Origin of the sequence: Undibacterium sp. Rencai35W (genome assembly GCF_049340185.1) — a bacterium.
In the GTDB taxonomy this organism is placed as follows: Bacteria; Pseudomonadota; Gammaproteobacteria; order Burkholderiales; family Burkholderiaceae_D; genus Undibacterium.
Genome location: NZ_JBMPPC010000003.1, coordinates 314,972 through 330,450 on the forward strand (window position 1 = coordinate 314,972; position 15,479 = coordinate 330,450).

The following is a 15,479-nucleotide window of genomic DNA, read 5'->3' on the forward strand; positions in this document are numbered from 1 at the left end:
GCTGATTCAGCAAAGAAGAAACCTTTCACTAAGGTAGAGAATATGAGCATCAAATCAGACAAATGGATACGCCGCATGGCGCAAGAGCACGCCATGATCGAGCCTTTCGAGCCTGGTCAGGTTCGTACTCGCGGCGAAGAGAAAATTGTCAGCTATGGCACCTCTTCATATGGTTACGATATTCGGTGTGCGGATGAGTTTAAAATTTTTACAAATATCAACAGCACAATTGTTGACCCTAAGAATTTTGACGAAAAATCCTTTGTGGATTTTAAAGGGGATGTTTGCATCATTCCGCCCAATTCATTTGCGCTGGCCAGAACCATGGAGTACTTCCGTATTCCTCGCAGTGTGCTGACGATTTGTCTGGGTAAGTCGACTTATGCCCGTTGCGGCATCATTGTGAACGTGACGCCGTTTGAGCCTGAGTGGGAAGGCTACGTGACGCTGGAATTCTCTAATACGACACCGTTGCCAGCAAAGATTTATGCAGGTGAGGGTTGTGCTCAGGTCTTATTCTTTGAGAGTGATGAGATTTGCGAGACATCCTATAAGGATCGCGGCGGTAAATATCAGGGACAGCACGGCGTTACCTTGCCTAAGGCCTGATCTAAATAAACATGCCAGTAATCAGTAATTGTGCTGGCATGTTTTTCGGTTTTTATACTTTGTTTTTTCAGTGATAGTGCTGAATTAAATCTATCAATTTACCATTCTTGAGAATGGTGTCTATTGCTTTATTTACCTCGTCTGCCTTCACATTGCCATTCTTTGAAATGGCACATTGTGTTTTGAATTCTTTGATGGTTAGTGGTGCATGCAATGGCAGCGAAAAATCTTTTTGCATGGTCTGTGAATGCAGACCCGCTGCCGTAGTGGCTACGTGGTCGAAGCGGCCTGTCGCTAATTTACGCATAGAGGATTCTATCGATGGTGCATCATCACGTATAAAGTTTTCACCCAAAGCTTTTTCCAGATCAGGATAGACAAAGCCGATTAAGGTGCCAATTCTTTGCCCTTTGAGTTCAAGTATGCTTGCGGGTTTCTTTGCCCGTTTTGCCGTGACCACAATTTCTGCTACTGGCAGGAAGGGTTTGCTCCAGTCAAAGGCGCCTGGTAGCCAATCTGGTAAATAGCCGCACAGAATATCGCCTTCGCCTGCCTCTAGCGCCTCAGCAAAACGTTTGCGCGGCAAATCGAGATATCTGACCTTACGATTCATTTGTTCTGCCAGGGTTTGACCTAGTGCGGCTTGAAAGCGCAAGGGCGATGGTGTAGAGGAAGATTTTTGCTGTAGTTCCTCCTTTTGCATGACGATCAGTTCCGCTGCGTCTGCGTTGAGCAAACGTGCAAACAAGATCGCTATGATGAGCATGAATCGCAGAGCGGTGAATTGTCGGCACTGTCTCATCAAGAACAGACCTACTGAAGCGCTCGCTGCGAGGAGTCACAGCCTAATGATTTTAATTCGTTCTCGGTATTGCGACGCTGTTGGCTGAGAGTGTCCATGGTGCCAGCGCTACCGCCGGATTTTTGATCGAGCCGGGCAGTGGCTAACTGGTTTTTGAGCAAATCACATTGCATGCGTTTGCGTGACGCAGCATTCGTTGTATTTGTTGTGTCGTTTGTATTACTAATTGGCTTGTCCTGCTCTGCGTTTGCGGTTGCCCGCTGGGTGGCAGCACGTGCCTGACCCGGTATATCTTCATCTATTCTGGTGCCAAATTGCTGTGCCCGTGCTTTTTCAGCCATACAGTCATTTTCAATGGCACTTCTGACGTCGCCGGAATTGCCACGGATGGCATACACATCTGCGATCAGTTTGCGGCGCTCACTGGTACTGGCTTCTGCCATTAATTTATCTTGTAATGCGCCGCCCTCACGCATCCAGATGATTTTTTTTGCCTCTTCACCGCGACGGGTACAGCTCAGGTCTAATGCCGGTTTGTCTGATGGGCCTGGCGTTTTGATGGTGCCAATGACTTTTTGCTGACCGTTTTCACAAGGCTTGTCCTGAAAGACGCTGCCGCACCGGTACATTGTCTGCGCTTGCACCGATATCAGTGAGCCTGACGTAAGTGTCGCAAATAAGGCCAATGCCAGTGAGGAGCGATGGAGTGACGGGCTGTAGTTCATTGGAGGTAAGTCGATACGCTAATGCTTCACTTTATCATTTTGAGAAAGGCTTGTGATGCGCATTCTGGCATTGCCAGGCTTCTTTATTTCTTAGACTGTCAGAACTGTGGCAATTGGTTCACGAAATGAGTGATTCTTAACAGGCTCTTGTTCATATGCTAATCTGTGTGCCCGTTCCAGATTTGAGAAGCTATGCCCGCCATTCATTCACCTGATTATCAAGATATTCTGAGCACGATTTATCACGAAGTGCAGCCACTGTTATCGCAAGGCAAAGTTGCGAGTTATATTCCGCAATTATCCAAAGTGTCACCTCAGCAGTTCGGAATGGCGGTGTATTGTCTTGACGGGCGTCAGTTTTCGATTGGTGCTGCTGGAGTGAAGTTTTCATTGCAGAGTGTGACGAAGTTATTTGCGCTGGCGCTGGCTTTTTCACGAGAGGGCGATGCGATCTGGACTCGTGTTGGCCGTGAACCATCTGGTAGTCCATTTAATTCTCTGGTGCAGCTCGAATACGAGCGTGGCAAACCGCGCAATCCCTTCATTAATGCTGGTGCGTTGGTGATCAATGATATTTTATCCAGTCGTTTTGTTCAGTCAGATATTGCGATTTTGCAGTTTGCACGTTTGATTGCGGATCAGCTGGATATCGATTTTGATGTGACGGTCGCTCAGTCAGAGCGTGAGACTGCGCATAGAAATTATGCGATTGCGCATCTGATGAAGGATTTTGGAAATCTGCATAATCCGGTGAAGACGGTGATCGATAGTTATTGCCGTCAATGTTCTATCACGATGACATGTGCGGAATTGGCTAAAGCAGGAAGCTTTCTGTCTCAACATGGAACGATTCCCTGGAGCGGTCAGCAGATTCTTGATGCGAGCTCGGCGAAACGTCTGAATGCCTTGATGCTGACTTGCGGTACTTATGACGCCGCGGGTGATTTTGCATACCGGGTTGGTTTACCTGCCAAGAGTGGTGTTGGCGGCGGCATTCTGGCGCTGGTGCCGGGAGAACTCGCTGTCGCAGTCTGGTCCCCGGGCTTAGATCCGACCGGTAATTCGCTGGCTGGTACCTATGCGTTGGAACGTTTTACAACCTTGACAGCACGTTCAATTTTTTAGTGAAAATCCATACCTGTACTTAAGATTTTTCTGACGAATTCCAGCTTATGAATTTCAGGTCATGAATCCTAGATTACGATTGGTGAAGTTTGTAATATTCGGGAATACGTCGTTGATTTGTGTGGTGCTAAGACCAAACCAATTTGCCAGCGTTGCACCATATTGATCTACTGAGAATTGCGGTAATAAACTTCCGGAACCTACGTCCTGGTCATGTTTGAGACCGGTGACAGGGAAGGTGCCATAGATGTCCTTACCTTTGACTGCGCCACCGACAATAAAATGGTGAGAGCCCCATCCATGATCGGTACCGTCGCCGTTACTCGTGAAGGTACGACCGAAGTCAGATGCGGTAAATAGAGTGACTGAGTTACGCACGTCAGCACCCTGCAGGTTCCCCATAACACCATCGAAATAGGCAATTGCGTGCGACACTTTTGCTAGCAAATCCGCTTGTGAGGTCCGCTGGAAATCGTGTGTATCGAAGCCGCCCATGCTGACAAAAAACACCTGACGCTTCGCGCCCAATGCACTGCGTCCCGCAATAATCCGCGCGACAGTTTGCAATTGAACTGCTAGTGAGTTGGTCGCGAGTGCACCGGTGTTGGGGTTCGTGTATTGAGTTGGATTAGGAACGCCGGTGCCACCTGCCGGTGCCATCGATGGACTGAGCAAACTTTGCGCATTGATGGAGCGACTGGTAACGACGGCATGTTCTTTCTGAAGTAAATGTGGTGAATCTGCGGTGATGATTGCTTTTAAAGGATTGGCACCGGCACTGGATCCGAATAAGGCGCCGCTGAGGCCGCCAATCGGCACTGCGCCGGATGCATTGACCTGATATTGATTGACCGTTCTGCCCGCCAGAAATACGGCATTACCGGAAGCAGAAATCGACGTGAAAATCGGATTACTGTTATTGGCTGCCATTAAGTCACCCATGCGGCCACCCCAGCCATAAGCGGCGCCTTCGGGTGCATAGGCTTGCCAGAGTGATTGCTGATCGTTGTGTGAGAATAGTTTCGGTGGAAGCGGCACACTGGCGGCTTTGTATTGGGCGAGTGTCGTTGGTACGACCAGAGGTCCGACGTTACTGATAACCGCCGCACGACCGTTGTCGAACAAGCTTTTTAACTCAGTCATGCTTGGATGCAAAGCAAACGTACGTCCTGCTTGCGTCGAATTTGGCGTGATAGGAAGAACACCGCCAGCTGTACCGACGGCGGGCAAAGCAATTGAACCAGCTTCGTTAGTCGTGCGTACCGACAAATATTGTGACCAGGATGTACTGTCGGTTGCTAACACGGTATTCGCATGATCATTCGCACCAAACATAAACAGGCAGACCAATGCCTTGTAGTCGTTCGGTACAGTTTGTGCGGCTGCTGACGCCATGGTTGCCAGATTCAGCGCAAAAGGCGCACCGGCAGCGCCCACGACGGACAGGGCTGAGGACATACGCAGAAACTCGCGGCGTGACGCATTAATTTTAGAAGTCATCTTATTCTCCGGATTATTTTTGCGTCAGGTATTCTGGTGATGCCATCGTCAGGAAGATACTGAGATAGACACGATTTTTTCTGGCCGCATCGGCATTAGTCGTGCTGTTGGTCGGTATTGCAACCGAATTTACGGCAGTCAGTATCTGATTACGTAGCGTTGCGCTCATCTGATTTGCGGTGAGTAGCAGGCTGATTTGATCCAGTAATTTGTCGGGCGTATCTGCCAGGGCGATCAGGTTTGTGTAGTCAGCCTTGACGTCGCGTGTTGAGGTACTACCGCTCTGGACAACACCACTTGATGAGCCTACACCATTAGGGATCACGTCACGCATGAAATTGAGATAGCCGACCACCGACGTCTCGCCTGTAATTTGAAATTCCGGTGCAACCAGATTGGCACTGGCAATCGTGGTATTTGGTGGTACGTAACCGGGGCGGTAAAAATTAAATACGGTAGGCGACCGCATCGGAGTCTGGCTGATCGCGCTCAGTGGATCATCCAGATTAGTCAGTAGGAATCGTGTCGTCGTTGATTTTGCACTGAATGACCTCATCCAGTTGGCTAAACGTAGAACAGGCTCACGTAGTTTTCCTGCACTTGTTGTTGTAGCACTGGCATCTGTTCTAGCCTCTGTATCCAATAACACTGCCTTGATGACAGCCCTCATATCGCCACGAACACCTTGTCCGTTATTAGCAAACGCGGCGGCAACCCGTGATACATACTGCGGGCTTGGATTGCTTGTGACCAGACGTTGAATTAACTGTTTTCCAATAAAAGGGCCGACATTCTCATGATTATAGAGTTGGTCTAAAGCAGTTTTTAAACTGGCTTCAGGATTGGCTGCTGTTTGAGCGGGTATCGTCACTCCCAGAAATGTTTTGTCGGAAGTTGAATGGTATTTGGGATAACTCTGCATAGGCTTCCAGTCCCGGTCGGGATCTGCATTACCACCAAAGAAGCGGTTATCGCTTTTATCTGGGCCAGCCCAACTCCATCCTGTGAATACTTTTGCCAGGCCGGTAATGTCTGCATTGGAATAGGTTTCCAGTGGTTTGCCGTTATTGAGTTTAGGTGTGCCGTCCTGATTTAGTTGTGTCAGGCCGATCGTGAAAAGCTGCATCACTTCCCGGGCATAGTTCTCGTCCGGGACACGCGTTCCAGATTCCTTTTGGTTACGCAGGGATGTCAGGTAAATTCCCATCATGGGATGAAGCGAGACATTTTCCAGGAGTACACGAAAATTTCCAAAGGCACCGCTGGCCAATGTGTCGTAGTAGGAGGCTACGCCGCGAGGATAATTATTGACAGTGCTATCTTGGAACGACACAACAAATATCTGCGACAGAGCATACGTGACCCTTTGACGCAATTGATCGTCTCCTGTAATAGCTTGTTGCCAGAACGACTCAAAGAATTGGTTTTGGCTAAGTGATGTACCTGTAGGCAAAGTCGCACTAATCGTATCCATATAGCTACGGTGCATTTTTTGCGGTGCATTAAATTGTGTATCGATCCAGCTACCGTAACCACTGGCAACGACTTTGTTGATGTCGTCACTTGTTACGCCAAAAGTGGTCTGGCCAAGGAACCTTGCTGCCTGCGTTGACGTCAATGGTACGACAGGATCTGGCGTCGGCGTCGGCGTCGGGGTTGGATTCGTACTACCGGTACTGCCACTGGCAACCGCACCGGAAGAGCCGCCGGAACCACCGCCACATGACGCCAATAACGCGATGATCGATGTAATAACAAAAATTCTGATCAGACTGGACGACATTATTTCTCTCCGCGAGGTTTTAGCAACACTTAGGCAAAATGATATTGAGTAGTTTTACAGCATGACTGGCCTGACTACGCTGTCACACCGTTGATTTATCGCATCGATACAGCAGACAGCAATCAATATCACGGCACTCGAATTAACATATTAAGGGTAAAACTTTGTGTCGAGAAACTCTTGAAGTGTAATAAATGGTAAGTGCGATGTGCTTGCGACAACAGGTTTATTCTGTCTCCGCAAGCGTCTGATGAACAAACGCCGACAGGATTAACTTCGCTTGAGTCGGTACGTCGATAAACTCAAATCCATGGCGGTACTCATCGCCTGTTTCAGTGGGGCTGACAGAGCGCAATATGACTTTTAAAACCAGGAACTCATCGTTGCCTGCGGCATTAACTTTAAATTTTATTGTGCCGATATCATTCTTTTTGCCGAGTGGTTTTTTAATCACGCCAGAGGAACCGCCCATGCTCAGATCGCCCAGCGTGGCAGCCGCTGTTTGCTCTGGTTCGCCAATGGTTACTGCCGCAATGATTTTTACAGTGGCGCGCGAATTTTGGCGAATTGTGGTGGAGCGTACCTGTTTGGGATACGTTAAATGTAAGTAGGCATGCGGGCTAAAAACAGATTTCACTGCCGATGCAGTAAAGGCGTAAGCTCTTTTGCCCGGGAAGGCTCTGACAATAAATGTTTGACCATCTCTGATGAGCGCGCCTTTACCATCGATCATGGGCGCGGTGACCAGAATTGATTTGTTTTTGACGAAGCCTATCAGGCGAACGGTATAGCGTAAATTGGCATTGTCATGCACTTGTAGATAAAAAATTTCTCCTACATGCCAGCGTACGCTGTCGAGCTCAATCATTGCTTCTTTATTGAGTTCGGATGTTGGTTTTTCAGGAGCTGTTTCGGGTTTGCTATTGACCGCGCTGGCTACCGCAGTGGTGGTTTTTTTTCCGACGTCAGTCCAAAGGGTATCTGAACAATAGCCGTTTTCTAACAAATCATTGAGTTGTGCTTCGTTTGACACGATGCCGCCAGATTCCAGCAATAAATTTCCCCAGGCATCGTACACCGGCCACGGGACTGCCTGACCAATTTTGACTTCAGCTTGATTGACGGGAGTTAACGAGGACAATTCATTCATGTATCAACTTTGACGCTTATATAGAATTGGATTTCATTGTATCCTGAAATTAGCAGTCTTATGACAGCATAGGTTTGACAGGTGTGTATAAAAAAAGCACTTGTACACACAAGTGCTTTCTTGTTTGCGTTCTGGTCATGAGCTATCAATCACAGAAATAATCGCACGAGTTCAATCTGCAGTTATGCTGCCAGTTCTGCACCCAGTTGCACGCAGTCGACAAAATAACCTCGCTTACCATTTACTTCTGCCTTGACCAGGCCGTGACAGTCCGTCTCGAAGCCAGGGAATTTTTCGTTGAAATCACGTACAAAGCGCAGGTAATCAACGATGGTTTTATTGAAGCGCTCACCTGGAATCAGCAACGGAATACCTGGTGGATAAGGTGTCAGAAGGATTGCTGTCACACGGCCTTCCAGCTCTTCAATCGCTACCCGTTCGATCTCTTTATGGGCCATTTTTGCGAACGCATCCGATGGTTTCATTGCGGGTTGCATGTCTGATAGGTACATTTCTGTCGTCAGTCGCGCCACATCGTGCGATTTATATGCTTCGTGGATGTTCTGGCATAAATCGCGCAGACCCATGCCTTCGTAGGTCGGATTCGCCGCCGCGAACTCAGGCAGAATGCGCCACATTGGCTGATTCTTGTCGTAGTCGTCCTTGAACTGCTGCAGCGCAGTCAGCAGCGTGTTCCAACGACCTTTAGTGATGCCGATCGTGAACATGATGAAGAAAGAATACAGACCGCATTTCTCAACGATAACTCCGTGTTCTGCCAGATATTTCGTGACGATTGATGCCGGAATCCCGGATTCCCCGAATTTGCCTTCTAGCGATAGACCCGGGGTGACAATGGTTGCTTTAATCGGATCTAGCATGTTGAAGCCAGGAGCGAGCTTGCCGAAGCCATGCCAGTCATCTTCTGCGTGGATCATCCAGTCGTCACGTGAGCCTATGCCATCTTCTGACAGCGCATTTGGCCCCCACACCTGAAACCACCAGTCTTGCCCCCATTCCTGATCGACCTTGCGCATGGCACGGCGGAAATCGAGCGCTTCCAGGATCGATTCTTCGACTAATGCGGTGCCACCCGGTGCTTCCATCATCGCTGCTGCGATATCGCAGGATGCAATAATCGAATATTGCGGGGAAGTCGAGGTATGCATCAGATAAGCCTCATTGAAGCTATCTCTGTCCAGTTTAACGGTCTCTGATTCACGTACCAGAATTTGTGATGCCTGTGAGATGCCTGCCAGCAATTTGTGTGTCGATTGAGTCGAAAAGATCATCGACTTTTTGGCGCGTGGCCGCTCTTTGCCAATCGCATGCATATCTTTATAAAAGTCATGGAAAGTCGCATGCGGCAGCCACGCTTCATCGAAATGCAGGGTGTCGATTTCGCCATCCAGCAGCTCTTTTAAGGTCTCAACGTTATACAGCACGCCGTCATAGGTCGATTGCGTGATCGTCAGAATACGCGGTTTTTTATTCTTGGCTTCACGTGCAAACGGATTGGCCTCGATCTTTTTACGGATACTTTCCATGGAAAATTCTTCCAGCGGAATGGGTCCGATGATGCCAAGATGATTGCGGGTTGGCATCAGGAAAACCGGGATTGCACCGCACATGATGATGGAATGCAAAATCGATTTGTGGCAATTGCGGTCAACTACGACGATGTCCCCCGGCGCTACCGTGGAATGCCACACCATTTTGTTCGAAGTGGACGTGCCATTTGTCACGAAGTAGCAGTGATCTGCATTAAAAATACGTGCCGCATTGCGCTCGGATGCTGCTACTGGGCCGGTGTGGTCAAGCAACTGGCCGAGTTCTTCTACCGCATTGCAAACGTCGGCACGTAACATGTTTTCGCCAAAAAATTGGTGAAACATTTGTCCGATAGGTGACTTCAGGAACGCGACGCCGCCTGAATGCCCGGGGCAATGCCATGAGTAGGAGCCATCATTGGCGTAATGCACCAGTGCACGGAAAAACGGTGGTGCCAAGCCATCCAGATAAGACTTTGCCTCGCGGATGATGTGACGGGCGACGAATTCTGGCGTGTCTTCAAACATATGAATGAAGCCATGCAATTCGCGCAGGATGTCATTTGGGATGTGGCGCGAGGTACGTGTTTCACCGTACAGATAAATAGGAATGTCGGCGTTTTTGTAACGGATTTCTTCGACGAAGGCGCGCAGGGATTTTAGTGCGTAATCGGTTTCTTCGGTCGAGCCGCCACCGAACTCTTCATCGTCGATAGATAAGATAAATGCGGAGGCGCGTGATTGTTGCTGGGCGAACTGCGACAGATCACCGTAGCTGGTGACACCCAGCACTTCCATGCCTTCCTTTTCCATTGCGTCAGCAAGTGCGCGGATGCCTAGGCCAGAGGTATTTTCAGAACGGAAGTCTTCGTCAATGATGACGATGGGGAAGCGGAATTTCATGAGGTCTCCAGAGAGCTTGTTACGAGGGAGACGCCTGGGCAAGTGAAGCCGGAGATAAAACAAGTGCCGACTTAGATCAACCGCTTGCGCGCCGAAAAATTCAAAGAGCGAATTTTCTCAGATATGGGGGCGAAGATGTGAAAAAAAATCCTCAATCATGGGCGATGGACGAAAATTTCATCCACGCGTCATATTGAGGACTCGTATTGTCAGCCTGGAACCACGTTAGAAGCGGTAACTTGCTGCTGAAAAAATGGTAACGGGTGTTTTTTGAAACACAAAAGGGCTCTTGGCAGCATCACCGGTTAGGTATTTAACCGAGGCGCCTGTGGTCAGTGACCAGTTCGAATCGATACTCCAGTTCCAGCTTGCGCCTACCTTGACGTCTGTCAGACCTGCTGTCGGCGTGTATTGATTGTATCCACTCGCCGCAGATTGTGTTGCATTCACGCCAAAATAGGATTGTGCAAATGAGGTGTTCGCCCAGTTTGCACCAAAGCTTGCAGATAAACGATGTTGCGTATTCAACGACGTCGTTGCTCGTCCGCCAAGACTGAGTTGTAGCCCGTTGTGGTCAACACCGGAACCGTAACGGATAGACGAGGTGAGTGAGTAGTTCTGATTAACGATGTAGTTCAGGAAGGCTCCTGGCTCAATTGCAGTACCTACATCCCCAAGTCCATGAAGGCGGTCTGAACGGGATTCATCACGGGCAGCTTCGACCGTCATTCTGAGGCCGTATTGCAGGCTGGGGTCTTTTGAAAAATTGTAGCCGATGCCAGAAATCGTACTGGCAAAAGCACCGTTTCTCCATTGGGCATCGAGCAAAGGATAAGCAGCAAGCCGGCGCTCATCAGAGCCGGTATAGCGGGCGGCAGAAAAAGCAGCCGCACCTAGCGAAAAATTCACATCTTTCGGTAAATAAGGACTAGGAACCAGTTGTGCATACTCTGAGGTCTGTGCGTGAGCCGCAAAGCTGGTATAGATGAGTAGCAAGGGTAGGAGTTTTTTCATGTTATGCCCTGAATCAATCGCTTAGATATGTAACCAGGCCAGCACTGCCAATACTACACCTACTCCAGCAACGCCATATGAGGCAAATTGTAACCATTTCTTTTTGGTCAGCAAGGTGATTGCCGCCAGTGAAATGGCAATTTGTACACCGGTCATTGCTTGTGCCCAGCGATGATGCTGATGCAAGGCACCCTCGGATTTGTGATCCCATTCCTGCGATTCTGCCTCTAATTTTTCGGCATTGACCTTGATGGTTTCTTTTTCGGTCTCGTATCTCGCGACCTTTGCCTTGTATTTTTCTACATCAGCACCGGGCAAGATCATCGCTAATTCGGCTAAGTTTTGCTTACTCGATTTAGCCTGGTAAAAATTCCATTGATTAGCTGCCTCAGTCTTCTTGATGGCCGCTTCGTTTTTGAACATCGCCGCGTCGTTTTGCGTGGCGCCGCCCTGGTAGCCAAACAAGGCACCGACAGTTGCCATAATGGCGGTCATAACCGCGATTTTGCTGGCGAAATCATCGTTACCGTGTGCTGCATGCTCAAGTTCGTGATCATGGGGGCCGTGTACGTGAAAACCTTCACTGGACATAATGGTAATTCCTGTTTGTAATTGTTATTGACGTTATTTATTGCTGTTGCTTATGGGTACGAATTGCTTAGGTTAATTTTCAGGACAAACTACTGGCGCTGATAAGTAACAAAAGCATAAGCTAATTGATTCTTTTCTGACACGAATTCTTCTCTCGTCACTTCTTTCCATTCTGCGCGATTGATTGCCGGAAAAAAAGCATCACAATCAAAAATTTGTTGTATTTCCGTCACGATCAGACAATTTGCCAAGGGGAGCGCCTGTTGGTAAATTTCCGCTCCTCCGATAATAAATGCGGATTGTCCTGCCACCAATGCCTGTGCCGCTGCCAATGACGCTACGGATTCGACGCCGTCATGCTGCCAGTCAGGATTGCGGGTAATCACAATATTGCGCCGGTTTGGTAAAGGCCTGCCGATCGATTCAAAGGTCTTGCGCCCCATCACGATAGGGTGACCACTGGTGGTGCGTTTGAAATGGGCAAGATCTTCTGGCAAATGCCAGGGCAGGGCGTTATTGATGCCGATGCCATTCTGGCGATCCGTCGCTACGATAATGGTGAACGATGACATAGTGATGAAATGAACTGAGTTTGACTGCAGGCGGCGCGAATCTAGACTGCAACCGGCGCTTTGATATGCGGATGAAACTGATAATCGATGAACTCAAAATCATCAAATTGATAGTCAAAAATAGACTCTGGCTGACGTTTGATCTTGAGTTTTGGCAATGGCAAGGTGTTGCGTGACAATTGCTCTGCTACCTGATCCATATGATTCGAATACAGATGGCAATCACCCCCTGTCCAGATAAAATCTCCCACATCCAGCCCTGTTTGTTGAGCAACCATGTGCGTCAGCAGCGCATACGAGGCAATATTAAACGGTACACCAAGGAAGATATCGGCACTGCGCTGATACAGCTGGCAGGATAATTTGCCGTCAGCAACATAAAACTGAAACAAAGCATGGCAAGGTGGTAACTTCATCTGAGGAATGTCCGCGACATTCCACGCAGAGACTATCAGGCGGCGAGAGTCGGGATTGCTTTTGATCTGAGCGATTAACTGACTGATCTGATCGATATGTTGACCATTCGGCGCGGGCCAGTTGCGCCATTGCGAGCCATAGACCGGTCCCAGATTGCCGTTCTCATCTGCCCATTCGTCCCAGATTGAGACACCGTTTTCTTTCAGATATTTTGTATTTGTCGAGCCTGCCAAAAACCAGATCAGTTCGTGAATGATGGACTTCAGATGAAGTTTTTTTGTCGTCAGCAGGGGAAATCCTTCCTGCAGGTTAAAGCGCATTTGATAGCCAAAAACGGAGACGGTGCCGGTGCCGGTACGGTCGGTTTTGGTGGTGCCATGTTGTTGCACATGGCGCATAAAGTCGAGATATTGGCGCATGATCAGCTTTGGAAAAATTTGTGAGATTGTAACGGGTATTCGTGTGCTTGGTGCTGTGTCGAGGGTGACAGGCTAATAGTCGGCGATGAATTTACGGTGAATTGGCGATCAATTAGAGATGAGTTGGTTGTGACTAAGCCGTGACTAAGCGGTGATTAGGCAGTGAATTTTAAATACTCCCCTAAATATTAAGAGGAATACCCACTTATCCGCTTATTTTATATAGGGATTGAAAATATACTTGGTGGGAGTATGTTTAGTTGTTGAGTAAAGGATCTTGCGACTCTATTTGCCCCGGAGCTGTCAGCGGAATGCTGATTTCAAAGCGTGCACCCTGACCAGCGGTGCTGGTCACACGGATTTCTCCGCCCAGTACATTGGTGATGATGTTAAAGGTGATGGAGAGACCGAGACCGCTACCGCCCTGGCCGAATTTTGTCGTGAAGAACGGTTCAAAAATACGCTTGATAATCTCTGGCGGAATACCTTTGCCGTTATCTTCAAACACGATCAGTACATGATCGCCCTGGCGCTGTGCCATGCAGCGCATGTGACCTTCGTTACATCCATCCAGACCGTGTGATACAGCGTTATTGACCAGGTTTGTAAATACCTGACCGAGCGGGCCGGGATAGCTGTCGAGCTCAATATCTGCCGGGATATCCAGCTCTAGCGTAAATGGTGTTTTACGTAAGCTCGAATTCAGCAGGGCGGCAAGCTCTTGCAGCATGATCAGCAGGCCAAACTGGCGCCGTTGGGCGCTCGACTGGTCAACCGCGACCTGTTTAAAATCACCAACCAGACGCGCTGCATGTTGCAGACCGCGTAACAATAATTTAGTCGATTCACTCGCCATCGCCGCATAACGGGTCAAATCCGATTTGCGCATGCCGCCTTCGTCCATCATGCGGTTCAGATGCCTTGTTTCTTCTTCCAGTGTACTGGCGACCAGCAGGCAATTGCCCAGCGGCGTATTCAGTTCATGCGCAACACCCGCCACCATCGATCCCAGTGCCGCCATGCGCTCAATGCGTGCCAGTTCGTTTTGGGCGCTGTTGACGTTGGTCAAAGCTGTTTCCAGTGTCATATTCACAGTTTCAAGCTCTTGCGTGCGCTGCCTGACTTTAGATTCCAGCGTGCCGGAATACTCAAGCAACTGCTGATTCTTCACTTCTAGTTCGGAGAAAGAGCGTTGCAAGGCCTGCCTGGTCGCTTCCAAGCTCAAGGCCAGGTGACCTAATTCATCTTCCCGTTTGAGCGAGATCGGCTCATTGAGCTGGCCGTTAGCGAGCCGGTCCGACTCGCCCATCAAGAGTTTGATCGGTTCAACCAGGCGCCACTGCAATACCATCAAAATAAATACCACCGCAACGACCAGAGAGACCAGAGCGGAACTGGCATAACGCTTAAATTCCGAGGCAAGATTCTCACGCAGAATATCCTCTGCGAGAGTCAGCTCGACTTCGCCGATGATCTGTTCACCATGCTTGATCTCGCGTTTTTCGACTTTGAACGGACCTTCCTGTGTCTTTCTGCGGATATTGTTTTTGATAAATTCTTTATGATCGGGCAGGGTAACAACGCGAATTTCTGCGACCCGCGGATCTGAATACACTACTTCGCTAGAGACATTCGCAATTTCTGGTGTGATTTGCCACAGTGGCTCGCTTAAGATGACCGCAAGAATATCGGCCAGCCGCTTGTGATCTGCATCGGTACGTTCGCGTGCGACGTGTTCAATACTGGTTTGGTAATACGGAATCAATACAACGAAGGGGGCAAGAAGGCCGAAGACGACAGCAAGGATGATGGCAAGCCTGAGCGTGAGCTGGCTGCGGATTGCAGATAGTAGATGTCGAAACTGCATTGCAAGATCCTTGTACATCACTTCTTGTTAGCGAGTGCTGGAGGCGTTTCTCGTAGCGTGGATGACGTGTCAGCATCAACCCGGAGCGCGCAAGACTGGCGTGCGTCTACCCTCCATGCCGGGCAATACAAATGCCGCTTTGCAGCAGATATATCAAAGGCTTGTTGATATTAAAATATTTTTTGCGCTTAGGCAAGACGCGAGTTTGATCTCCGCGGTGTTTTGCGGGTTTTCACAACTGGCAGAGAATTATCTGGCCTCTTCTATCCATGCCATTTGTATGGCTTCCAGAATTTTTTCACCAGAATGATTCGGATCATCATCAAATTCATCAAGCTCGCAGACCCAGCGATGCAGGTCGGTGAAGCGTATCTTCAGCGGATCGACATCAGGATATTTGTCGTACAAGGCTTCTGCGATTTGAAAAGTGTCTATCCATTTCATACTCGTCT

General features: G+C 48.9%; 14 protein-coding genes. 2 read left to right on the forward strand and 12 right to left on the reverse strand.

The genetic code is table 11. The features are described 5' to 3' along the window. The first annotated feature begins 42 nt into the window (after positions 1–42). Entirely contained in the window at positions 43–609 is a 567-nt protein-coding gene (dcd, locus tag ACO0K3_RS08500; protein ID WP_422983643.1) for a dCTP deaminase, read from the forward strand. Positions 610–676: 67 nt separating this feature from the next. Here the strand turns inward: dcd and ACO0K3_RS08505 are convergent, their stop codons facing one another. Together ACO0K3_RS08505 and ACO0K3_RS08510 are read right to left on the reverse strand one after the other, a co-directional pair. Continuing rightward, positions 677–1,375: a substrate-binding periplasmic protein gene (locus ACO0K3_RS08505; RefSeq protein ID WP_422983645.1), complete on the reverse strand. Its 699-nt coding sequence runs from the start codon at positions 1,373–1,375 to the stop codon at positions 677–679. Between the two features lie 47 nt (positions 1,376–1,422). Next, entirely contained in the window at positions 1,423–2,136 is a 714-nt protein-coding gene (locus ACO0K3_RS08510) for a hypothetical protein (RefSeq protein ID WP_422983647.1), read from the reverse strand. A 192-nt stretch (positions 2,137–2,328) separates the two neighbouring features. On the opposite strand from ACO0K3_RS08510, the gene ACO0K3_RS08515 reads away from it, so the two are divergent. Next, positions 2,329–3,261 (forward strand): glutaminase, encoded by a 933-nt coding sequence (locus tag ACO0K3_RS08515; protein WP_422983649.1) that lies wholly within the window; start codon positions 2,329–2,331, stop codon positions 3,259–3,261. A gap of 54 nt (positions 3,262–3,315) precedes the next feature. On the opposite strand, the gene ACO0K3_RS08520 is transcribed toward ACO0K3_RS08515, so the two are convergent. From ACO0K3_RS08520 to iscX, 10 genes are all read right to left on the reverse strand, one after another. Then, complete coding sequence (locus ACO0K3_RS08520) at positions 3,316–4,761, reverse strand: DUF1501 domain-containing protein (RefSeq protein WP_422983651.1); 1,446 nt, start codon at positions 4,759–4,761, stop codon at positions 3,316–3,318. A gap of 13 nt (positions 4,762–4,774) precedes the next feature. Beyond that, complete coding sequence (locus ACO0K3_RS08525) at positions 4,775–6,544, reverse strand: DUF1800 domain-containing protein (protein ID WP_422983653.1); 1,770 nt, start codon at positions 6,542–6,544, stop codon at positions 4,775–4,777. A gap of 226 nt (positions 6,545–6,770) precedes the next feature. Beyond that, positions 6,771–7,694 (reverse strand): flagellar brake protein, encoded by a 924-nt coding sequence (locus ACO0K3_RS08530; protein WP_422983655.1) that lies wholly within the window; start codon positions 7,692–7,694, stop codon positions 6,771–6,773. Positions 7,695–7,876: 182 nt separating this feature from the next. Next, the gene (locus ACO0K3_RS08535; protein WP_422983657.1) at positions 7,877–10,147 is read right to left on the reverse strand and encodes an Orn/Lys/Arg decarboxylase N-terminal domain-containing protein; all 2,271 of its coding nucleotides are present in this window, start codon (positions 10,145–10,147) and stop codon (positions 7,877–7,879) included. A 225-nt stretch (positions 10,148–10,372) separates the two neighbouring features. Continuing rightward, positions 10,373–11,161, reverse strand: coding sequence for a MipA/OmpV family protein (locus ACO0K3_RS08540; protein ID WP_422983659.1), 789 nt, complete (start codon positions 11,159–11,161; stop codon positions 10,373–10,375). Between the two features lie 21 nt (positions 11,162–11,182). Beyond that, positions 11,183–11,752, reverse strand: a complete 570-nt coding sequence (locus ACO0K3_RS08545; RefSeq protein ID WP_422960409.1) for a DUF4337 domain-containing protein — start codon at positions 11,750–11,752, stop codon at positions 11,183–11,185. Between the two features lie 89 nt (positions 11,753–11,841). Beyond that, positions 11,842–12,324: a dihydrofolate reductase gene (locus ACO0K3_RS08550; RefSeq protein ID WP_422983661.1), complete on the reverse strand. Its 483-nt coding sequence runs from the start codon at positions 12,322–12,324 to the stop codon at positions 11,842–11,844. A 41-nt stretch (positions 12,325–12,365) separates the two neighbouring features. After that, positions 12,366–13,160 carry a thymidylate synthase gene (locus ACO0K3_RS08555; RefSeq protein WP_422983663.1) on the reverse strand — a complete coding sequence of 265 codons (795 nt, stop codon included), beginning with the start codon at positions 13,158–13,160 and terminating at the stop codon, positions 12,366–12,368. A gap of 256 nt (positions 13,161–13,416) precedes the next feature. Further along, entirely contained in the window at positions 13,417–15,027 is a 1,611-nt protein-coding gene (locus tag ACO0K3_RS08560; RefSeq protein ID WP_422983665.1) for a sensor histidine kinase, read from the reverse strand. A gap of 249 nt (positions 15,028–15,276) precedes the next feature. Beyond that, entirely contained in the window at positions 15,277–15,471 is a 195-nt protein-coding gene (iscX, locus tag ACO0K3_RS08565) for a Fe-S cluster assembly protein IscX (RefSeq protein ID WP_422983667.1), read from the reverse strand. Positions 15,472–15,479 lie beyond the last annotated feature (8 nt).